The organism is Maritimibacter sp. UBA3975 (genome assembly GCF_002384975.1).
Taxonomy (GTDB): domain Bacteria; phylum Pseudomonadota; class Alphaproteobacteria; order Rhodobacterales; family Rhodobacteraceae; genus Maritimibacter.
In genome coordinates this window covers 1-21,038 of sequence record NZ_DGCP01000004.1, presented here as the reverse complement: position 1 = coordinate 21,038, position 21,038 = coordinate 1, and the positions used below count along the sequence as shown (strand labels likewise).

Sequence of the window (21,038 nt, the reverse complement as noted above, 5' to 3'; positions counted from 1 at the left end):
TCAGTCTCCGATGAACAAAAGCGCTGGGGTTTCGAGAAGCTGCTTCAGCCGGGCGATGAATACCGCTGCGTCCCAGCCATCGACCACACGGTGATCGAAGGACCCGGAGAGGTTCATCATCGTGCGCGGCACGAAATCCCGACCGTCCCATATCGGCCGCACGGCCATCTTGTTGACGCCGACCACGGCGACCTCCGGCAGGTTCAGGATCGGCGTCGTCGCAATCGCGCCCAGTGGACCGAGAGACGAGATGGTGATGGTGGAGCCTTCCAGATCGCCCTTGGCAATCGTTCCGTCCCGCGCGGCACCGCTCACGTCACGCAAACGGTCGGCCATGTCCCACGGGGTCATCGCCTCTGCATGATGGAGGACGGGGACCATGAGGCCACGGTCGGTCTGGGTCGCGACACCGATATGGACGGCCTCATGCTGCCGGATGATCCCCTCGTCTGAGAGGTAGTGCGCGTTGAGGCCCGGCTGTTCGTTTACCGCTATGACGATAGCGAGCCCGATAAAGGGAATGACGGTCAGCTTGCCACGGCCCGTGTCATTGAGCGCCTTGCGGGTGGCTTCGAGTTCGGTGACGTCGACCTCTTCGATGATCGAGAAGTGCGGTGCTTCGGACTTGGCCGTCTGCATCCGGCCCGCGATGACACGGCGCAGGCCCGTGACCTTGAGGTCGGTCACTCCGGTCTTGCGCGGGGTCTGGGTCTGGGGTGCGGCCAAGTGGTCTTCGAGATCGTCATAGAGGATGCGGCCACCCGGACCCGAGCCTGTAACATCTTCGAGCGCAATCCCCATTTCGCGGGCGCGTTGCCGGACCCACGGCGCGGCGGCGGGTCGCGTGCCGTGGCTGAGCGGCGGCGTTTTGGGCGCGCTTTTTTGTTCGTGCTGCGGTACCGGTTCCGGCGTTTTGGTCCTATCTGACAGTGCGTCCCGGTCGGTGTCTTGTTCTAGTTCTTTTTCGACTTTCAGTTCGGGCTTTTGGTTGGCGACAACATCTCCCTGCGTCGCCAAAGCCACCAGAGCCGATCCGACCGCCAGCGTATCGCCGACCTCGCACCCAAGACGCGCGACCGTTCCTGCGACCGGCGCGGGGATTTCGACGGCGGCCTTGTCGGTCATGACGACGGCGAGCACGTCATCCTCCTGCACCACGTCGCCCACAGCCACGGACCATTCCGTCAGTTCCGCCTCGGTGACGCCCTCGCCGATGTCCGGCAATTTGACAATGTGTTCTCCCATCTCAGGCCTCCAGCAGCGCTTCAATGTTCCGCAAGACCCGCTCGGGGCCGGGGAAATAGTCCCATTCACCCGCGTGCGGGTACGGCGTGTCCCAGCCCGCCACGCGCTTCACCGGCGCCTCTAGGTGATAAAAGCATTCCTCCTGCACCTGCGCGGTTAGCTCCGCGCCGAAACCGCTTGTCAGCGTCGCTTCGTGCAGGACAAGACATCGCCCGGTGCGCTTGACCGAGGCGACCACGGAATCGATGTCGAGCGGGACGAGCGTGCGCAGGTCGATGACATCCGCCGACAGCCCCGCGTCAGTGACGACACCCAGCGCGACGTGAACCATGGTTCCGTAGGTCACGATCGTCAGATCCTCGCCGTGCGACCGAAGCATTGCCTTACCCAACGGCACGGGCGTATGGCCCTCTGGCACGTCGCCAAGTTCGTGTTTCTTCCAGCCGACCAAAGGGCGGTCGTGGTGACCGTCGAACGGGCCGTTGTAGATACGCTTGGGTTCCAAAAAGATCACTGGGTCCGGGTCTTCGATAGCAGCGAGCAGCAGGCCCTTGGCATCCGCTGGTGTCGAAGGCACAACGGTCTTCAGCCCAGCGACATGTGTAAACAGCGCCTCCGGGCTTTGGCTGTGGGTCTGTGCGCCGAAGATGCCACCGCCCGTGGGCATGCGGACCACCATGGGGCAAGTGAACTCCCCCGCCGAACGGTAGCGCAGGCGAGCCGCCTCGGACACGAGCTGGTCATAAGCGGGGTACATGTAATCCGCGAACTGGATCTCGACCACGGGCCGTATATCGTTGGCCGCCATGCCGATCGCGGTGCCGACGATGCCCAGCTCGCTGATCGGGGTGTCGAAGCACCGGGTCGCGCCGAATTTCTTCTGCAGTCCCGCCGTGCAGCGAAAGACGCCGCCGAAAAAGCCCACATCCTCGCCGAACACGACCACGCGGTCGTCGCGGGCCATGGCGATGTCGTGCGCTTCGCGGATCGCTTCAATCATTGTCATATGCGCCATGTCAAACCCCCATCTCGTGACGCTGGCGGATGAGGTGCGGCGTCGGCGTCTCGAACACGTCCTCAAACATATGCGCGGGCGACGGCAGGCGACCCGAGGTGAGCGTGCCGATGGCCTCGGCCTTTTTTTGGGTCGCGATGACCTCGGCCCGGATCTCGGCCTCAGCCTGGGTATGGCGCTCCTCGCTCCATGCCTCGCGCGCGATCAGGTGGTCACGCAAGCGCAGGATCGGGTCGCCCAACGGCCATGCGCTGCCTTCCTCCTCGGGACGGTATGCCGACGGATCGTCCGACGTTGAATGACCGGCGACACGGTAGGTGACGTATTCGATCAGGGTCGGGCCAAGGTTCGACCTCGCGCGCTCGGCGGCCCAGCGGGCGACCGCACGTACGGCGAGGTAGTCGTTTCCGTCCACCCGAAGCGCCGGAATACCGAAACCGTGACCGCGCGCGGCAAAGGTGCCGGATCCGCCCCGCGCGATGCCTTGGAAGGTCGAGATAGCCCACTGGTTGTTCACGATGTTCAGAACCACAGGCGCCTTGTAGGTCGAGGCGAACACAAGCCCCGCGTGAAAATCGTTCTCGGCTGTCGAGCCGTCACCGATCCATGCCGCCGCGATATTGGTCGCGCCCTTGATGGCCGACGCCATGGCCCACCCCACGGCCTGCGGATACTGCGTGGCGAGATTGCCGGAAATAGAGAAGAACCCGTGATCCTTAGATGAATAGAACACGGGCAATTGCCGCCCATGAACCGTGTCGCCCTCGTTCGAGTAGACTTGGTTCATCATGAGTAGCATCGGGTAATCGTCCGCGATCAGAAGCCCCGCCTGACGGTACGTCGGAAAGTTCATGTCGCCCGCCACAAGCTCCCGCCGGAAGCCGCAGGAAATCGCCTCTTCGCCTAAGTGCTGCATGTAAAAACTGGTCTTGCCCTGCCGCTGCGCCGTGAGCATCCGGGCGTCGTATTCCCGAAGCAGCATCATGTGGCGCAGGCCAGCGCGGAGTTCGTCGTCATCCACGTCGGGCGCCCAGTCGCCGACCGCGAGCCCTTTGCGGTCCATGACGCGGATTATGGTAAAGGCAAGGTCGCGGATGTCCTCGGGGTCGGAATCGATTGGAGGGCGACGCACGCTGCCCGCCTTGGGGATCGGCACCCCGGAGAAGTCGGGACTGTCGCCGGGGCGCAAGGTGGGTTCGGGAACGTGGAGGCGAAGCGGATCGGTCATGCGGCCACCTCGGACGGCGTGATAATCGCGCAGCCAAGGCCGCCGTCGATTCGCGCGGCGAGCGTCGCCACCGCCGCCTCGTTTAGGCCCGCGACCGTCAGTTTCACGTCCAAGGCGGCACCCTGCTGCTCTGCCGCAACGGCAATCAGGTCGAACCCCATGCGCCGCGCGTGGTCGAGTGGACGGATAAGGCCTGCGTAACCTTCGATCGTAGTGAAATAGATTTGTTTTCGCATATCTCCTCCTAGGAGGAAGATATCTACAATCCGGCAGAAAATGCTTTTGATCTTCCGCGATTGACTGCTTTTCACGAATGATCATTCTGTCATTACTCTTTCCGACAGAATCATGTCTTCCATGGATGAAGCCGATGCCCCGCGACCTAGACCCCAAAGACCGCGCGATCCTGCGACACCTGCTTAAGAACGGTCGACTGACCACAGCTGAATTGGCCGACCGGGTCGGATTGTCGGCAAGCCCGTGCTGGCAAAGGGTGCGGCGGCTTGAGGCTGACGGGTTCATCGGCGGCTATGCTGCGCAGGTGGATATGGAACAGCTTGGCCTGCGCGAGCTGGCCATTGTCGAGGTCACGCTGGACCGGCACGACGACGAAACGCTCGAGGAATTCGGGAAGGCGCTGGCTGACATTCCCGAAGTGCTCGAAGTGTATCTGACCACGGGAGACTACGACTACATGATCAAGGTCGCCGTGGACGGCACCCGGGGGTATGAGGAATTCCTGCGCTCGAAGCTCTACCAGGTCAAAGGCATACGCCATTCCCGGTCGAGCTTCGTGCTCCGCCGTCTGAAAAGCCAGCAGGCGTTCGTGCCGGACTAGGCGTCGGTCAGGCCGACGAGTTCGGCAAGATTGTCAGTGCGGTCGAGTTCTTCGATCTGGCCTCGGTGCACGATCGCGCCCCGGTCCATCACGACAAAACGGTCGGCCAGATCGCGTGCGATGTCGATGCGTTGTTCGACCAGCAGGATGCCGAGCGAATTATCTACCGTCAACGCACGCATCGCCCGGACAAGTTGCTCGATGACGACTGGGGCAAGCCCCTCGGATGGCTCGTCCATAAGCAGCACTTGGGGGTTGCCGACCAGCGCCCGGGCGATAGCGAGCATCTGTTGTTCGCCGCCCGACAGTTGTCCGCCAAGGCTCCCGATCCGCGCGGCAAGGCCAGGGAACAGGTCGAGCACCTTTTCGCGAGTCCAGACCCCGGGGCGCCGCGAAATCAGTAGATGCTCGTCCACCGTCAGACTCTTGAACACCTCCCGCTCCTGGGGGACGTGGCCTATCCCGTGCGCGACACGCCGGTGCAATTTGGCCGCTGCAAGGTCGGTTTCGCCCAGACGAACCGATCCGCCGAGCCGCCGTGCCCGACCGCTGAGAAGTTCGAGTAGGGTCGATTTTCCCACGCCGTTGCGCCCGATGATGGCGAGCGTTTCACCCTTAGCGAGGTCAAGGGACAGATCCTCAACCACCACGGTCGGACCCCAGCCCCCAGTCAGATTGCGCACTTCAAGCATTCTGGGCCTCCACTTCGCCGCCGCCTAGATAGACGCGCTTGACCTCGTCCGAAGACATGACGTCGCGCAGCGGGCCGTCGATCAGGACGGTGCCGTGCACTAGGACGGTCACGTCGGTCGCGACCCGGCGCACAAGCTCCATATCGTGTTCGATGATCAGGAGCGCGAGGGACGGGTCGAGTTCTTCGATCACCCGTAGAAGCAGGTCAAGTTCCCCAGTGGGAATGCCCGCCGCCGGTTCGTCCAGCAACAGGATCTTCGGGTCGAGTGCGAGCGCGATGGCGATCTCGATCAGGCGCTGTTGGCCGTAGGCGAGTTCCGAGACCAGCCGATCCGCGTGCGGCTCGAGCCGGACCTTTCGAATGAGGTCCATGGCGCGGTCGATGCTGCCTTTATCGCGGCCCGCCGCACGGAACGGGTTCACCCCCATGCGGCGGTTCTGGCTGACGGCGAGATAGACGTTTTCGAGAACCGTCATATCGGTGAACAGGTTCGAGATCTGGAACGTACGCACCAGCCCCGTACGGGTGCGTTTCGCGGGGGCAAGGCGCGTCACGTCCTCGCCCCCGATGAACACCTGACCCGAGGTGGGCGCAATTACGCCGGACAATTGGCCGACGAGCGTGGTCTTGCCCGCACCGTTTGGCCCGATTAGGGCATGGCGCGCGCCGGGTGCCAGTTTCAGGTTCACGCCGTTGGTGACGTGAAGCGCGCCGAAATATTTGTGCAAGTCGCGTGCTTCGAGCATGTAGGTCATTCGCCCGGCTCCAGTTTTTCGCTTGTGGCGGGGTCATAGGCCGGGCGTGCGGGGCGCACCCGGAGCCATGCCTTTTCAGCGATGCCGAGCAGACCGCCCTTGCCGAACCGAACAACGAGCACCAGGAGAACCCCGATGGCCAGCATCCAGAAATACGGATCCCACTGCTGGGCGAGGTATTGCACGATCATATAGACGGCTGCCCCAATGATAGCGCCGTAGATGCGCCCGAGGCCGCCGAGCACGATCATCGCAAGCGCGAAGACGCCAAGGTCCACCGTCAGCGTTTCAAGCGAGACGAAATTGTTGGTCTGCGCATAAAGCGCGCCAGCTATGCCGGCCAGAAAAGCGCTGTAGGTGTAGATGATCACCTGTTGCTTCAGCACTGGCGCGCCCATCACGCGCATCCTGAGTTCGTTCTGGCGAATGCCCTGCAGGGCCATGCCGAAGGACGACGAAACGACGATGCGCGAGACGATGACCAGCAGGACGAGCCAGGCGAGGACGTAGAGATAGCTCGTCGTGCCCCAGATCGACCATTTGAACAGGCCCAGCACCGGCTCGAACGTAAGGTTCGGCAAACCGTCGTGCCCACCCGTGAGCCATGACATCTTATTCGCAGCCTCGTGTGCGATGGCCGCAATGGCGACCGTGACCATGATGAGCGGCAGGTGTTTGAGGCGCAGGACGAATGGCCCGGTGAGAACGGCGAGCACCGCCGCCATGGCCCCTGCGATCAGGGCGGCCGCGATCGGCGCGTCGATCCCGGCCATGGACAATTTCGCAGCACCATAGGCCCCGACCCCGAAGAAAACGGAATGGCCGAGCGTGACGATGCCCGCATAGCCGATGACGAGGTCCAGCGAGACCGCGAAAATCGCCATCACCAGCACCGCCGCGCCAAGCGTAAGGTAGCCGGGGAAAAGGTAGAAACACCCGATGGCCACGATCAGCGGCACCAGTTCCCACAGCGAGAAGCGGTGACGGTTGAGGAAGCGTGCGTTTGGCATGTCCATCAGGCAGCCCTCTTCGTGAACAGACCCTCGGGGCGCAGCACCATGAGCACGACGAGGACGATGTAGATGATAAATCCGCCCAAGCTGGGGACGAGGAAGCGGCCCGCGGTATCGACGATCCCGACCAGCACCGCAACGGCGAGCGAGGCGCGCATATTGCCGAACCCCGACAGCGCCACGACGACCAGCACAAGGACAAGGTATTTCATCGGATAGTAGGGTTCGAGCGGCAGCATCCCTGCGCCGATGGCTCCGCCGAGGGCAGCCAGACCGCTCCCGATCCCGAAGGCGATGATGAACACGCGGTTCACGTTGATCCCGATCACGCGGGTCATCGACGGGTTGTCCACGGCGGCGCGCAGCTTGGCCCCGAACGAGGTCTTCTCAAACATGATCCAAAGGCCGACTACGACGATCAGTCCCATGGCGATGACAAACAGCCGGTAGATCTCGAAGTTGCGGATACCCAGGTCGACGTTGCCAGTCAGGTAGTCCGGCAGGTTGATCGGGTAGACGTTCGGCCCGAAGAAGATCGTCAGCCCGCCGATGACGATGAAGTTGATGCCGATCGTCATCAGCACCTGATCCAGCTCGGGTGCGCCATAAAGGTTCACGAAGACCAGACGCTCCAGCACCACTGACAATGCGACCACACCTGCCACAGCAGCCACCACGGCCAGCGGGAATGGTATCCCGAAGTTGGTCATCACGCCCACCGCGATATAGCCGCCGATGGCCGCAAAAGCGCCGTGGGCGAGGTTCATCACCCGCATCAGGCCCATGGTGATTACGAGGCCGATGGAAATGATGAACAGGACAAGTCCATAGGACACGCCATATAGCAGGATGAATGTTAGAGAAGAGGCGGCGCTGGCCATGAAGGTGCTCCCCGTTTCGTCCGGACCGTCAATGCGAAGGTCCGCGGCACATCCGATGATGCCCCGCGGACTGTGTTATGACGAGGGCGTTCAGCTTCCCGAGATCGGGTGGACCTGCGGGATGGTGTCGACGACCACATTGCGCAACTGGCCGTCCACGTCCTCGACCCGCCGGATAACGAAGTCCTGGATCGGTTCCCGGCTTTCGGCGTCGAGTGTGATCTTGCCGCGCGGGCTGGCCCAGGAATAGCCCGACAATTTCTCCATCACGGCGTCACCGTCGAAGTCTGCACCCATCTCTTCCGCGACGGCATAGATCAGCGCCATGGCGTCATAGGCGCCCAGCGTGAACGTGCTTGGCAGGACATCCTCACCGAATTTCGCCTGAAGGCCGCCCACGAATGCTGCGTTCTCAGGGTTATCAAGCGATTCCGAGTAGTAGATTGCGGAGTGGAAACCCTTGATCGTTCCGTCGAAAAGGTGGATGTCGCTGTCTTCGGCTTCGCCTTGGCCCATGATCAGCGTGTCCTCCATCATTCCCCGCGCCGCCAGCGCCTTGACCATCGATACCGCTTGCGCCCCAGGCGGGATGAACAGCTGGACCATATCCGGCTGCGCTTCGGCGATCCGTTCCGCGAAGGGAGAGAAATCGACAGTGGACAGCGGGACGTTGTCCGACCCGGTTACTGTACCGCCTGCCGACTCGAAAGCTGGTTTGAACGCGTTGGCTACGTCATGGCCGGGTGCGTAATCGGCAACTGCTACGTAGGCGCTTTCCATTCCGTTCTCGCGCGCCCATTTTGCAGCAACTTGAGCGTTGGTCGCGATGTTCTGACCTAGGCGCACGAAATAAGGCGAGGCCTCCATCAGCGCGGGCGATGCCACGTGTGGCAGAAATGTCGGGATCTGCACTTCGTTGATGACGGGCGCAGCGGCGGCGGCGGACGGCGAGATGCCGAAGCCAACCAAGGCCTGAACACGTTCGCGCACGATCAACTCCTGCGCCATCTGTTTGGCGTTGGCCGGGTTGCCCATTGTGTCGCGGTAGACCACCTCGATGGTGGTGTCGCCGGCAGTGTCGCCGTTCAGTTCCATGAACGTCTCGATGCCATGGCGCCACTGTTCGCCCATGACCGCAAGCGGCCCTGTCATTGGCCCGACAACCCCGACCTTGAGCGTGTCGGCCATTGCCGTCGTACTGATCAGTAGGCCAGCCACGACCGTTATCGTCCCAAGACGATTTCCTTGAGTAACCATGATTTCCTCCCTGTTCGCGCTATTGCCGAGGCTCTCCGGAACCCGGTCACGCATCTTTGTCAGGCCAGTTTTTTCCTCGCTCCCGGGCAGAACCAGAAAGTGTCCACCCTATAACAAAACCATCTGACCTTCCATGGAAGATGAAACGGATGCACCTTCAGGTCAAGAAGATTCTTGAATATCTTCCATGGATGATGATGCTGCGTCTGCGAAGCAGCCCGGTCGACCCCAGACGTAGGTCTGTCGCAAGCGGCTGCAATTTCGCTCGATCCGCCAGAAGCGTTGTTCGGGCGCAAACGGGACACTATGATCCCGTGAAATCGAATGGAGGACTGCGCGAATGCAGTCGCGGAGGGAAAGAAGCGGGATTGGCACGGACATTGAATGACATGACTCAAGCGTGGCGCCGGGAGCGCCCTGACCTGAACCTCAACCCGTTCATTGTGGCAGCGGCGATCAAGCAGATCGACACCTCGATGGAGGCCGCGTTCCGCGATCTTAGCCAGACCGGATATTCCATCGGGCCGAGCGACCTGCGCATCCTTCTGGCGCTTCGTCGCAACGGCCCGGACGGTGCGATGCGCCCGACGGATCTGTTCCAGTCCCTGTTCATCACGTCCGGCGCCGTGACTAAGCAGGTGGACCGCCTGATCCGCAGCAAGCTGGTATCTCGCAAGGTAGACCCAGCCTACAAACGGGGCCGGATCATCTATCTCACAGACGAGGGACGGCGCGTGGCGGACGAGGCGATCGGGCTGATCTGTTCGCCCGACACCGCATTTGGCCGCTTGGTCGACAGCATGAGCCCGGATGAGCTCGCTCAGGGGATGGATTTCCTCTACAAGCTTCTCGCCCATTTAGAGAACATCGAAGGCCTACCCCCGGTGGAGAATGCACCGGACTGAACGCCTAACGTTCGAAGCGGAAACCATCACGGGGAAGGTCTGGGTCGACTTCCAGAAACATGCCGAGAAGGATTAGAGGAAACCCGTTGGCTATTTCGTCGCGCCGGATTTCCGAAATGCCGTTGAATATCACGGGATGAACAAACATTCGCGTCGGCAGGCGCCCTTGGCGTTCAGCCTGAACTGCTGCCGGGCAGGCCTCGTCGATGATGTCGTTGAAACTTATCACGGGATACCCCTCTCGTTAAGCTTGCACGGCGCGGCGCACTTCGTCGGCCATCTGGCGCTGCGCGACGATAGCCGCTTCAATTGCCGGACGCATCTGGACGAAGGTGTGGATCATGCCTGCGTATCGCGCATGGACCACCCCGACACCTTCGGCCATCAGGCGACGGGTCAGTGCCTCGGAATCGTCGCGGATCGCATCGCATTCCGCCGAGACCAAAAAAACCGCCGGCAGACCTTTGAACGTCTCGGCCTTGAGCGGCGAAAGACGCCAGTCCGACGGATCGACGCCGTGGTTCAAAGCATAGGTGCCGAGCGCATGTTTCACGTCGCGGCGGGTCTGAAGGTGGTTCTCGGCGAAGAGGTCCATTGAGGGCCGCTCGACGCTCGCATCGACCGCAGGATAGGCCAGCACCTGTTTCGCAATCTCCGGGCCGCCTGCATCCCGCGCCATTAGCGACACCACGAGGGCGAGGTTAGCACCGGCGGATTCTCCCATCACGACGACGGGGCCTTCAGGCAGGCCAAGCTCCGCGCGGTCCCGGTCCACGGCTACGAGCGCGGCGAAGGCGTCTTCGATCGCGGCGGGGAACACATGCTCGGGTGCGAGCCGGTAATCGACCGAGACCACGGCCGCGCCGGACTCCAACGCCATGAAGCGGCAGACCGGGTCAAAGCTGTCGCGGCTGCCCGTGATCCAGCCGCCCCCGTGATAGGCGAGGACGACGCCGCGCGCCTGGTTCGGCACGTAGAGCCGGACCGGAATATCGCCCACCGGGCCCGGCAGAGACGTGTCGCGCACGATCGCCACATCGGGGCCGGGCCGGGACTTGGCGCGGTCCTCCATCATCTGGCGCACATCGGGCAGGGCCCCGTCGGCGAGGACCGACTTGCCGCGGCTGTGGCCTAGGATGGTTTGGAATGCGGGATCGGTCGGCGTGCTCATGACGCTCCCCCCGTAGCCTTTTGGCTAAGCGGGATTTTCGGCATGTGGGCCTGCGTGCTGGTGCCGCCGTCCACGGTCAGGGTCTGGCCCGAGATACAGGCGGCGAGATCCGAGCACAGGAACATGAGTGGCCCGGCGATGTCGGCGGGCTCGCACGGGCGGCCCACAGGGATATAGCCGTTCAGTTCGGCCCAGAAGTCGTCACCAAGCGCCGCTACGAGACGCGGGGTGCGCACAAAGCCGGGCGACACGGCGTTCACACGGATACCCTTCGGCCCAAGCTCGCACGCCGCGCCCGCGACGAATTGATTTAGCGCGGCCTTGGACGCGCCGTAGACGGTCTGATTTTCGACCGCCCGGGTGCTCGACATGGAACTCACGAAGGCGAGCGCGCCGCCGCCCGGCATGTGGCGGGGCGCGATCTGCACGGTCAGGAAAGCATGGCGCAGGGTGAGATCGAACTGCTCATTCCAACCCTCATCATCCATGTCGGCGATTGACCGGACGTCTGCGATACCCACGATGTCCACGACCCCGCCAAGGCGGCCATCCGCCCAATCGGCAGCGTCCTGAAACATCCGCTCCATGTCGTCGCGCCGGGTCACGTCACCGGACAGGGCCAGCCCGCCTACGGAGTCCGCCACGGCCCGTGCAAGGTCGTCGTCCCGGTCGACGCAGGCGACACGCGCACCCGCCGCCGCCAGCGCCTCCACCGTCGCGCGACCGATCCCCTGGCCGGCGCCCAGCACCACGTAAAATTTGCCGGAAATGCCCGGCACGTTCTCAAGCGTCATTGCGCTTGCTCCTCCCTCAGATATCCAGCACCAGTTTCGGGCTGCGGCTGCCCGAACAGCAGACCATCATCACCTTGTTCGCAGATAGTTCCCCGTCTGACAGCACCATATCGCGGTGGTCCGGCGTGCCCTCGACCACGCCGACACGGCAAGACCCGCAAACTCCATCCATGCAGGAAAACGGAATGTCGATACCGTTGTCGAGAAGGGCGTCCAGAATGGTGGTATCCGGGGTAATAGTAAGGCTAAGCCCGCTTTGCACGCACTCGACCTCGAACGTTTCGAGCGCATCGTCCGAGACAGGAAGCGGCTCGCCCCCGAACCGTTCCAGATGGGCGTGGCCCTCAGGCAGGCCCTCGGTCGCGGCTTCGAATGCATCCAGCATCGGCGCAGGACCGCAGGCGTAGAAGTGCACGCCCTCCCCCTGCTCGGCGCCGATGATCTCGGCAAGGTTCAATATCGCACCGCCGGGCTCGCCGTCGAAGTTGAGGTTCACGCAGTGCGCCTTGTCCAAGAGGTCCAGACGGTCGAGAAACGCCGCGTCCGCGCGGGTGCGGCAGGAAAAGTAAAGCGTCCAGTCGGCGCCGGCGGCCTCCAACCGGTCGATCATCGACATCATCGGGGTGATCCCGATTCCGCCGGCGATCAGCACGGACTTTGCCGCCGTTTCGTCGAGAGGAAAGTTGTTTTTGGGGGCCGACACTTTCATTACCTGCCCCACGCGCAACGTGTCGTGGATATAGGACGACGCGCCCCGGCTCGGGTCCGCCTTTTTCACGCCGACGACATAACGCCCCGTGTCACTGGGCGAATTGCACAGCGAATAGGACCGCCGGATACCGTTGGGCAGTAAGAGATCGACATGCGCCCCTGCCGCGAAGGGCGGCAGCGTCACACCGTCTTGTGGCATGAACTCGACGGCGAGCGTGTCCTTGGCCAAGAGCGTCATCGAACGGACAACGACCGGCAGGGTCACGTCTTGACCGGGGAGCGAAGGCTGCATCATCATCGCAGGCTCCTTTTGAGGAAAGAACGTTCTAACGCCCGGCCACATGCGCAGCCAGGCGCGGCCTTACTCGGCGGCCTGCGGCGGGATTTCGTAGTGAGGCCCCACAGCCTGCCATGGCCGATCAAGCGGTGCGGCCGAGGTCACGCTTACCTGCGTGAGATCCTCCATCTTCGCGCCCAGCGGCTCTTCGCCCTCTTCGACCGCCTTGATGCTGTCGAGAAGACACCGGCGCAAGCGCACCACGGCCCCGTCGGCAGCCACCAGATGCTCCTGCGTCCGGTCAAAGATCTGACCCATGGACAGCGCCATCGCGGCGTCTTCGTGTTCGACGCCCTTCATGCCGCTCCAATGTTCGTCCATCTGATCGCGCTTCTGACCCAGCCCCACACCCCAGTCGACGGTTAGGTTGTAGGTCTCGGGATCGTAGACCACCGGATCGTCCATGCCGAGCAGTTCCAGCATCTCTTCGCGGTCCGGCTTGGAATAGCCATGCTGCACGATGAAGGTCGAGGTCTGGCCGTCGTTGTCGGGTGTCTCGAACACCGTCAAGAACGAGTTCGGCGCGGGAATGATCCGGCCCGTGGGCATTATGAGCGGCACAACGCGGACGTTGACCACCTCAGGCTCGCCTTGCGCATTCGGCGCGCGGCGCATCGCGGCATAGTGAAACCCGTAGTCGGTGTTCTCGATCTCGAACGTCGGTGCATTGTCGACCACGGCGAGGTTCGCGGGGTTCGAGGCCCGGCTGTCGCGCGTCGGCTCGTCGTTCAGCCAACCTGGCGAGGCACTTTCGGCGTGGAGAATCCCGACGTGAGAGCTATCGGCCCCGCCTTCCCACAGTTGCAGGTAGTTGCATTTCACGTTGATGCGCAAGGCCAAACGATGCTCGGCGGGCGCATCCATGAAGGAATAGCGGCGGAAAGGCGGTTCTTCGCCCTTCTTGGCGCCCACCACGGTCCAGATCAACCCGCCCTCCTCGCGAACCGGGAAACAGGGCTGCTTGAGCCGCTGCTTCACACGCGGATCGGGGTTGTTCGGGGTGTCGAGGATCGTGCCATCGACCGCGAATTTCCAGCCGTGATACAGACAGCGCACGCCACCGTCCTCGACCCGGCCTAGCGCCAGCGACGCACCCCGGTGCATGCAGTTTTCTTGGAGCACACCGACCGTGCCTTCGCTGTCCCGGAACACCACGAGCTTCTCGCCCAAGAGTTCCGCGCGGATCGGCTTGCAATTTGGCTCCGGCAGTTCCTCGGACAAAGCGATCGGATGCCAATAGCGGCGCATGACTTTCCCCATAGGTGTTCCGCGACCGACGCGGCACAGGGCTTCGTTTTCCTCGTGGGACAGCATTCCAGTTCCTCCTCCTGGTCCGCAGTCATCCGTTTCCGGTCGCCGCGGATCTTCATCTTCCATGGAAGATAACCATCATCGGGCAGCCCCGTCAACTCCCCCCTGCTACCGCGCTCTCCAAGGCAGCAGCGAAGCGATCCGTTCTTTCAGCGCGCTTGACATCTCTTATATCTTCCATGGAAGATGATTATCAAACGGGAGGAAGTCATGCTTACACACGACGAAAACATGAGGATGTGTTTGACCGGGGTCGATACGCCCATGGGGCGCGCGCTACGGCGCTACTGGGTGCCCGCGCTGCTCGAGACGGAGGTGGGCGAGTGCGACGGCGATCCGGTGCGAATCGAGATCATGGGAGAGAAGCTGGTGGCCTTTCGCGATACCGAAGGAAACATCGGCATCCTGAACGAGTTCTGCTGCCACCGGGGCGCGTCGCTGTCGTTGGGCCGCAACGAAGATTGCGGCCTGCGCTGCATCTACCACGGATGGAAATTCGCCCATGACGGCGCGGTGCTCGACACCCCCAACGTAAAAGACCCCGAGTTCAAGACGCGGTTCAAGATCAAGTCATATCCTGCGGTCGCAGCGGGCGGGATCATCTGGATCTACATGGGCGCGCCCGAGGATAAGCCTGAGTTCAAGCGGTATCCGTGGATGGACCTGCCCGCCTCGCACCTCCTGACCACGATTCACTTCGAGGACTGCAACTATGTGCAGGTGACGGAGGGGCTTCTCGACACGACGCATCTGGGGTTCCTTCATTCCGACGGGTTGTCGCATGCGGGCGATGTGCAGATCGACTACGCCGCCAAGGTCGGCAAGATGGCCGACGACCTCGCCCCCGAGCTGGCCGCTGAGGACACCGAGTTCGGGTTTCACTACGCGGCCCTGCGCAAAGGCGACAGCGACGGCAGCCACAACGTGCGGATCACATCTTTCGTTGCACCCTTTACCGTCCTGAACCCGAACGGGGATATCGCGACGCTGATGGTTCCGGTGAGCGATACGACGTCGCTGTTCATCCATGTGTTCTGGGACACCGAAAAGGCAATCGGCGAAGAACCGCTGCGCTCACAGCAGCTCGAATTCGTCGGGCTCACGGATCACCATCTGGATAGCTACGGCATTTCGCGCCGCACCTTCGGTACACCTGCGACGGCGGGCCATCACAACCGCTTCGGGCAGGACCGTGACGCGATGCGGGCGGGCAAGACGTTTTCCGGTCTGCCGGGTCTGATCGAGGAGGACGTCGCAGTAGTCGTGTCGAGCGGCCCTTTACGGGACCGTTCAGGCGAGCGGCTGTCTTCGGCGGACATCGGCATCCAGCGGCTTTACCGCACACTTCTGACCATCGCGAAACAGGTTGATGAGGGGCGCGAACCGATGGGTCTGGGGTCAGCAGTGGATTACGGCGGGATCGTCGGCACATCGGGAGTCGTCTCTGCCGGTGAGCCGTGGCAGAGCCTCGTCCCTGGTCACAAAAAGGCACAACCGAACCGCATGTCGGGCGTGCCTGCGGAATGACCGGACGCGAACAGATGCGCGGGCGGGATTGCCCGCGCGTCCTTTTGTGCTGCACCTTGCCGGACCCGGTGGTGGCGGCCCTGACCGATGGGCTGGACCTGACCGCCAAGCCGTTGTCCGAGGTGACGCCGAAGGATGCAGCAGACGGGCTGATCGTGTCAGTGGAAACGCCTTTGGGCAGTGCGACGGTCGCACGCTTGCCTGCGGCTCTGGCTGCGATCGGCACATACTCGGTCGGAACCGAACACATCGACCGTGCTGCTCTTGCACGACGCGGGATCGCGCTTTTGTCGACGCCCGACGTGCTGTCGGCCTCGGTCGCGGAAATTGCAGTCTTCCTTGCGCTTGGCGCGGTGCGGCGGGCGACGGAAAGCATCGCGCTTGTGCGATCCGGCGCATGGACTGGCTGGACCCCAGGTCAGCTTCTAGGCCACGAGCTTGCGGGACACACGGCGGGGATCTTCGGCATGGGTCGGATCGGGCGTGAGATCGCCGCGCGACTGTCGGGCATGGGCATGACCATCGCCTACCACAACCGTTCGCGGTTGAAGCCCGAGGATGAACGCAGCGCGGCCTATCACCCGACGCTTCAGGGCCTCGCGGCGGCCTGCGACGTCTTGGTCATCGCCTGCCCGGCCAGCGCCGCGACCGAGGGCGTAGTGGACGCACAGACCCTCGCCGCCATGCGGCCCGGCAGCTACGTCGTGAATGTCGCGCGGGGGACGGTGGTAGACGACGCGGCGCTGATCGCGGCGCTGTCCAGCGGGCAGATCGCGGGTGCCGGACTTGACGTGATTGCGCGCGAGCCTGACTTCGACCCGCGCTATCTGGATTTGCCAAACGCATTTCTCCTGCCGCATATCGGAAGCTCGACCGTTGAGGCGCGGGTGCGGATGGGCGCGATCCTGCGTGACGGGTTCATCGCTCTCGCGCGCGGCGAGACGCCTCCAAATCTCGTGCCGGAGCCTGTCTGATGCCCGATCTCTCCACCGTTTCGAACATCGACGACCTGCGCAACCGGGCCCGCCGCGCCCTGCCCCGCGCGCTGTTCGACTTCGTCGACGGTGCGGCGGGCGATGAGACGACCGCCCGTCAAAACCGCGCGGACTTCGACCGCTATGGGTTTCGCCCGCGTGTGGGTCGGGACGTCTCGTCCATCGACCTGACGGCAAAGATGGCGGGCCGCACTACCGCGCTTCCCATGGCGCTCAGCCCCATCGGCTTTGCCGGGCTGTGCTGGCCGGAAGGCGAGGTTCTGGCGGCCCGTGCCGCCGCGCGCGCGGGCATTCCGGCTTGCCTGTCGACGAACTCCATCGCCTCCATCGAAGATGTCGCGCGCGCAGTGCCGGAGGGTGAGAACTGGTTCCAGCTCTACTTCCTCAAGGATCGCGACTGGATGATGGGGCTTGTGCGCCGCGCACAGGACGCGGGCTATCTGGCGCTGGTTCTGACGCTCGACTTGCCTGTGGCGGGGCGGCGCGAGCGAGATGTGCGCAACGCTTTCACCGTTCCCATACGCCCGCGTCTGGCGACGCTCGCCGACACCGCACTGCACCTGCCGTTCCTCGCCCGGGCGACCCGCGCCCGGTTCCGGTTCGGCAATTTCGAGGGCAATCCTCATGCCGACGGGTTCGTGAGCATCGCCAAACACGTGTCTTCGCTTTTCGATCCATCTGCGACGTGGGAGGACGTGGCACGCGTGCGTGCGGCTTGGGACGGACCGATGATCGTCAAAGGGCTTTTGCACCACGATGATGTCGAGGCCGCGCGCCGGATCGGCGTGCAGGGCATTTCAGTCTCGAACCACGGCGGCAGGCAGTTGGACGGATCGCTTTCAGCCATCGCCGCGTTGCCCGACATGGTCGCTTCAGCGGGCGACGACATGGACGTGCTGCTCGACAGCGGGATCCGGCGCGGCACCGACATCCTCAAGGCGCGCGCGCTTGGCGCAACCGGTGTGCTGATCGGTCGGGCGTGGGCCTATGGCCTCGCGGCTGCGGGCGAGCCAGGAATCGACAAGGCGATCGAACTCCTGAGGGACGAGATGACAAATGCCATGATGCTCTTGGGTGAGCCGTCGCTGGCGGACCTGGGCCGCGAACACGTTTTGGTACCGAAACGATGAGCTTTGCCTTGCGCTACGCTCCCCACCTCGGGTTCCGGGGATTCGATACGCCGCTTTTCGCACACGCAGCTCCGTCGCGCGACCCCGTCGACCAGATCGACTTCGCCGCTGCGCAAGGGTTCGCAGGCATCCAGGATCCTTGGTTCTCATGTCGGCCCGAAGCGGACAAGTTGCGGATCGCAAGCAGGATTGCGGCATCTGGCCTAGCCACCGGCACGCTCTGCATCGGCGGATTACCTGATCTGCGCCGACCCATATGGTTTCCGCAAACGCCGGCAGAAGAAGATGCCCTCGCCCAGGCCTGCGACTTGGCATTTGCGGACGCAGCACGCATCGGCGCGCGCGACCTTGCCATCGTACCCGCGGGAACAACCACTTTGGGTCAAGAGGAGGCGGAAGAGGCGTTCGGCGCGCGACTGTCGGCCTTCGGGGATCGCGCAGCGGCCTCAGGTCTGGCCCTGAACGTCGAAGTCGTCGACCCCACGGCGATCCCCGGCCAGCTCTTCACGAGCTTTGCTCAGGCCGCCCGCGCGATCCGGCAGATTGGGCACCCCGCCGTGCGCCTGATCTACGACACCGGACACCTGATCGCGACAGACGGAGACCTGTTGACCCCGCTCACCCGCGACGCCGACATCATCGGTCCGGTCCAGATCGCCGGACAGCCAGGCCGGTGCGAACCAGAGGCCGACGCTCGCATCCGCCCGGTGCTGGACGCGCTCGCCGCGCGGCGTTTCGAGGGTCTCGTGGAACTCGAACACCTCTGGGCAAACCCGACTGCCGCAAGCGAAGAGGCAGGCATAGAATGGCTCCACGCCATCAACACCGATTTGAAACAGGCCAAAAGGACGGGATCATGAGCTTCGAAGGAAAAACCGCGATCGTCACGGGCGCAGGCACCGGACTGGGACTCGACCTGGCGACGCGGCTGGCGCAGGGCGGCGCGAACATCGTGTCCGCCGACATTCTGGATGCGGATGCCGGGGCCGACGCGGCCCGTGGCGCCGGAGCGCAAGCCATCGCCACCACCACCGACGTCTCAGAAAAGGCCGAGGTCGATGCCATGGTCGCCCGCACTATCGAGACCTTCGGGCAAGTGGACATCCTCATCAACAATGCCGCGATTTCGCGGGGCATGGTGCTGAAGCCGTTCGAAGAGGTCATGGTCGACGAGTTTCGCCGTATGATCGACGTGAACACGCTGAGCGTTCTTTTGTGCTGTCAGGCGGTTTCACCGCACATGCGGGCGCGGCGTTATGGCCGGATCGTCAACGTCGTCTCGGGTACCGCGTTCAAAGGCGCGCCGAACCTCTGCGCCTATACTGCGTCGAAGGGCGCGGTAATCACTATGACCCGGTCCCTCGCGAACGAATTCGGCGCCGACGACATCACCGTGAACGCGGTATCACCGGGGTACACGCTGACTCAGAGCAACCTCGAAAACACCGATTTCGACGCCGTCTACCGCTCCGTTGCGCGCGACACTCGCGCCCTTAGGCGCGATGCCCAACCAGAAGATGTCTCTCGAGTTGGCCTGTTCCTCGCCAGTGACGACGCATCGTTTGTCACCGGACAAGTGATTGCGGCTGACGGTGGATCAGTCTATCATTAGCCACTTATTCCACCTGACATACAGTTGGTATCATCTGACCATAGCCCAACGCCGGTGGTTTACTGCCCAAGACGGAATGAAGATGCCGAAGAACCCTTTTTCTGCGTCGTCCATTTTCGAACGGTCGCTCCCGGCCCATACCGGCCAATCACCGGGTTCCACCCCCGCTGCGATGCAGCCCGTCATTCCGGACTTTCGCCGCGAATGCAAAATCTAGTGTCCGAAGAATTCGATGCTCATGACCTGCCTAAGTGGGTCCGTTTGTATGCCGATTTTTGGGGGCCTCCCGTGTCAGCCACCCACAACTATCGATGCTCAAGCAGAGCGGCATTGACAAACACTCTGACCAAAAGCCCGCTAGCTGGCGAAGTTGTCAAATAGAGACAATTGCCGACTGGGGAGCCACCTAAATGCATTGCTCTGGTCCCACTCCCAAGCTCTGGCTCTCATGTCTGACAGCAACGATTCAGACAGCCGCTTGCGAGAAAAACTATTTGCTTCATAGGACAAAATCTCCTCATTGGAGATATCTTCAAGACCACTCACAACAAATGCAGAAAGCCTTGGCCCAGTCTGAATTCCATCAGTCAAGCAAAGTGTTCGCAGCGTGCGGACTAGTGCGCCAACGGCGTTTGGGTTGTCTTCCAGTACGAGTTCCAAATACTTCTGAGACAGATCAGAAAAATAGTCCTGGCCGTAGTGAAGCGAACCAGATCGCCAGTCATATAGAATAGCGTCCCAATTGAAGAAGGTGGTTTCGAGAAGGGACAACGGACTGAGCGCTTCGACAACACCCTCTGCAAAGGCCCAAGTTCGCGAGACCTCCCATATATCAAAGCTCCATCTTCCAAGACGAACACGATGCCCGCCAAACTTGTTCTGCACTGCTTCGTACCGACCCAAGATGTCCATGAAGGCTTCAACATCATGCACCTGAACAACCGTATCTACGTCGCTGGCGAAGCTCGGAGCACCAAGAAGGGAGATGTCCCTGAGCGCTCCACCAAATACAAAAATATCTGCGCAAACAGATACTTCGTTAATAAAGCAGCCAACAGCCCGACGCTCAGCCATCGGCTCATCGAAGAAGCGACGGATGCGCTTCTTGGCAGCTTTCTGGTCAAGCGCAGGTTTCATCTCTCTCCTCAACAGCGAAGTTCTCTAAGTTCCCGCTCAAAGCTTAGTGCGAAGCCGTCAGTCATACCAGAGATCATGTCTGCGAGCAATTGACAGCGGCGATAACCCAACGGCAGGTCCTCGTTTGGGCTTTCAAAAACTCGCCGATAATTCTCCGAGATACGTCCGTAGGCGTACTTCTCAAAAGGAGTTCCGGGATGTCCTTTGATCTCTTTCCGCGGGTCGCCACGGCTAACGATGGCAGGCCAAAGCATGTCCATGATTGAATGGATAACTTTGTGTCCCTCCAATTCCAACTCAAGAACACTTCGGTGCTTGTAGGCGTTTTCGAACGCAAAACCTTTAAGCTTTTTGCAAAGCAAGGCTGCGCTCGACACGGCAATGAGATCATCCTTTGTCTGCCGTCAGCACCCTTGGGACATCTGAATTGATTTCGTAATGGAGGGTTTCTGGCTCATCGTAACCGCCAAGGAGTGGAGATG

Annotated in this window: 23 protein-coding genes; 7 read left to right on the top strand and 16 right to left on the bottom strand. The window is 62.3% G+C overall.

The features are described 5' to 3' along the window. The 4 genes from B2585_RS03670 to B2585_RS03655 are packed head-to-tail and all read right to left on the bottom strand — an operon-like array spanning position 1 to position 3,724. Positions 1 to 1,245, bottom strand: coding sequence for a dihydrolipoamide acetyltransferase family protein (locus tag B2585_RS03670; RefSeq protein ID WP_292020119.1), 1,245 nt, complete (start codon positions 1,243 to 1,245; stop codon positions 1 to 3). Between the two features lies 1 nt (position 1,246). Further along, positions 1,247 to 2,260, bottom strand: coding sequence for an alpha-ketoacid dehydrogenase subunit beta (locus B2585_RS03665; protein ID WP_292020117.1), 1,014 nt, complete (start codon positions 2,258 to 2,260; stop codon positions 1,247 to 1,249). A 1-nt stretch (position 2,261) separates the two neighbouring features. After that, entirely contained in the window at positions 2,262 to 3,488 is a 1,227-nt protein-coding gene (locus tag B2585_RS03660) for a 3-methyl-2-oxobutanoate dehydrogenase (2-methylpropanoyl-transferring) subunit alpha (RefSeq protein ID WP_292020115.1), read from the bottom strand. Then, complete coding sequence (locus B2585_RS03655; RefSeq protein WP_292020113.1) at positions 3,485 to 3,724, bottom strand: hypothetical protein; 240 nt, start codon at positions 3,722 to 3,724, stop codon at positions 3,485 to 3,487. Before B2585_RS03655 ends, B2585_RS03660 begins: the two co-directional genes overlap by 4 nt. Positions 3,725 to 3,858: 134 nt before the next feature. On the opposite strand from B2585_RS03655, the gene B2585_RS03650 reads away from it, so the two are divergent. Beyond that, positions 3,859 to 4,326 (top strand): Lrp/AsnC family transcriptional regulator, encoded by a 468-nt coding sequence (locus tag B2585_RS03650; RefSeq protein ID WP_292020111.1) that lies wholly within the window; start codon positions 3,859 to 3,861, stop codon positions 4,324 to 4,326. Here B2585_RS03650 and B2585_RS03645 read toward each other — a convergent pair. The 5 genes from B2585_RS03645 to B2585_RS03625 form a co-directional block, all read right to left on the bottom strand. Beyond that, positions 4,323 to 5,018: an ABC transporter ATP-binding protein gene (locus tag B2585_RS03645; RefSeq protein ID WP_292020109.1), complete on the bottom strand. Its 696-nt coding sequence runs from the start codon at positions 5,016 to 5,018 to the stop codon at positions 4,323 to 4,325. The genes B2585_RS03650 and B2585_RS03645 overlap by 4 nt on opposite strands. After that, the gene (locus tag B2585_RS03640) at positions 5,011 to 5,775 is read right to left on the bottom strand and encodes an ABC transporter ATP-binding protein (RefSeq protein ID WP_292020107.1); all 765 of its coding nucleotides are present in this window, start codon (positions 5,773 to 5,775) and stop codon (positions 5,011 to 5,013) included. The genes B2585_RS03645 and B2585_RS03640 overlap by 8 nt, the downstream gene beginning before the upstream one ends. Further along, entirely contained in the window at positions 5,772 to 6,791 is a 1,020-nt protein-coding gene (locus B2585_RS03635) for a branched-chain amino acid ABC transporter permease (protein WP_292020105.1), read from the bottom strand. Before B2585_RS03635 ends, B2585_RS03640 begins: the two co-directional genes overlap by 4 nt. Further along, positions 6,791 to 7,669, bottom strand: a complete 879-nt coding sequence (locus B2585_RS03630; protein ID WP_292020103.1) for a branched-chain amino acid ABC transporter permease — start codon at positions 7,667 to 7,669, stop codon at positions 6,791 to 6,793. The genes B2585_RS03635 and B2585_RS03630 overlap by 1 nt, the downstream gene beginning before the upstream one ends. A 90-nt stretch (positions 7,670 to 7,759) precedes the next feature. Continuing rightward, positions 7,760 to 8,857 carry an ABC transporter substrate-binding protein gene (locus tag B2585_RS03625; RefSeq protein ID WP_292020260.1) on the bottom strand — a complete coding sequence of 366 codons (1,098 nt, stop codon included), beginning with the start codon at positions 8,855 to 8,857 and terminating at the stop codon, positions 7,760 to 7,762. A 458-nt stretch (positions 8,858 to 9,315) separates the two neighbouring features. Between B2585_RS03625 and B2585_RS03620 the strand changes: the two genes are divergently transcribed. Continuing rightward, a complete protein-coding gene (locus tag B2585_RS03620) occupies positions 9,316 to 9,831 on the top strand; it encodes a MarR family winged helix-turn-helix transcriptional regulator (protein WP_292020102.1) in 516 nt (171 codons plus the stop codon). Between the two features lie 4 nt (positions 9,832 to 9,835). On the opposite strand, the gene B2585_RS03615 is transcribed toward B2585_RS03620, so the two are convergent. The 5 genes from B2585_RS03615 to B2585_RS03595 form a co-directional block, all read right to left on the bottom strand. After that, positions 9,836 to 10,060 carry a hypothetical protein gene (locus B2585_RS03615; protein WP_292020100.1) on the bottom strand — a complete coding sequence of 75 codons (225 nt, stop codon included), beginning with the start codon at positions 10,058 to 10,060 and terminating at the stop codon, positions 9,836 to 9,838. A 15-nt stretch (positions 10,061 to 10,075) separates the two neighbouring features. Beyond that, complete coding sequence (locus tag B2585_RS03610; protein WP_292020097.1) at positions 10,076 to 11,002, bottom strand: alpha/beta hydrolase; 927 nt, start codon at positions 11,000 to 11,002, stop codon at positions 10,076 to 10,078. Next, positions 10,999 to 11,796: an SDR family NAD(P)-dependent oxidoreductase gene (locus B2585_RS03605; RefSeq protein ID WP_292020096.1), complete on the bottom strand. Its 798-nt coding sequence runs from the start codon at positions 11,794 to 11,796 to the stop codon at positions 10,999 to 11,001. Before B2585_RS03605 ends, B2585_RS03610 begins: the two co-directional genes overlap by 4 nt. Before the next feature lie 16 nt (positions 11,797 to 11,812). Next, positions 11,813 to 12,805, bottom strand: coding sequence for a PDR/VanB family oxidoreductase (locus B2585_RS03600; protein ID WP_292020094.1), 993 nt, complete (start codon positions 12,803 to 12,805; stop codon positions 11,813 to 11,815). Positions 12,806 to 12,868: 63 nt separating this feature from the next. Then, entirely contained in the window at positions 12,869 to 14,092 is a 1,224-nt protein-coding gene (locus B2585_RS03595) for a Rieske 2Fe-2S domain-containing protein (RefSeq protein ID WP_292020092.1), read from the bottom strand. 273 nt (positions 14,093 to 14,365) lie between these two features. Between B2585_RS03595 and B2585_RS03590 the strand changes: the two genes are divergently transcribed. From B2585_RS03590 to B2585_RS03570, 5 genes are read left to right on the top strand one after another with little or no spacing between them, the layout of a single operon-like run. Further along, on the top strand, positions 14,366 to 15,682 hold the full coding sequence (locus B2585_RS03590) for a Rieske 2Fe-2S domain-containing protein (protein WP_292020090.1): 1,317 nt from the start codon (positions 14,366 to 14,368) through the stop codon (positions 15,680 to 15,682). Next, entirely contained in the window at positions 15,679 to 16,656 is a 978-nt protein-coding gene (locus B2585_RS03585) for a 2-hydroxyacid dehydrogenase (protein ID WP_292020088.1), read from the top strand. The genes B2585_RS03590 and B2585_RS03585 overlap by 4 nt, the downstream gene beginning before the upstream one ends. Continuing rightward, the gene (locus tag B2585_RS03580) at positions 16,656 to 17,807 is read left to right on the top strand and encodes an alpha-hydroxy acid oxidase (RefSeq protein WP_292020086.1); all 1,152 of its coding nucleotides are present in this window, start codon (positions 16,656 to 16,658) and stop codon (positions 17,805 to 17,807) included. The genes B2585_RS03585 and B2585_RS03580 overlap by 1 nt, the downstream gene beginning before the upstream one ends. Next, complete coding sequence (locus B2585_RS03575) at positions 17,804 to 18,667, top strand: TIM barrel protein (RefSeq protein ID WP_292020084.1); 864 nt, start codon at positions 17,804 to 17,806, stop codon at positions 18,665 to 18,667. The genes B2585_RS03580 and B2585_RS03575 overlap by 4 nt, the downstream gene beginning before the upstream one ends. Then, positions 18,664 to 19,419 (top strand): SDR family NAD(P)-dependent oxidoreductase, encoded by a 756-nt coding sequence (locus B2585_RS03570; protein ID WP_292020082.1) that lies wholly within the window; start codon positions 18,664 to 18,666, stop codon positions 19,417 to 19,419. Before B2585_RS03575 ends, B2585_RS03570 begins: the two co-directional genes overlap by 4 nt. 357 nt (positions 19,420 to 19,776) lie before the next feature. On the opposite strand, the gene B2585_RS03565 is transcribed toward B2585_RS03570, so the two are convergent. Both B2585_RS03565 and B2585_RS03560 read right to left on the bottom strand, forming a co-directional pair. Further along, entirely contained in the window at positions 19,777 to 20,556 is a 780-nt protein-coding gene (locus B2585_RS03565) for a hypothetical protein (RefSeq protein ID WP_292020080.1), read from the bottom strand. An 8-nt stretch (positions 20,557 to 20,564) separates the two neighbouring features. Beyond that, positions 20,565 to 20,933, bottom strand: coding sequence for a hypothetical protein (locus tag B2585_RS03560; protein ID WP_292020078.1), 369 nt, complete (start codon positions 20,931 to 20,933; stop codon positions 20,565 to 20,567). Positions 20,934 to 21,038 lie beyond the last annotated feature (105 nt).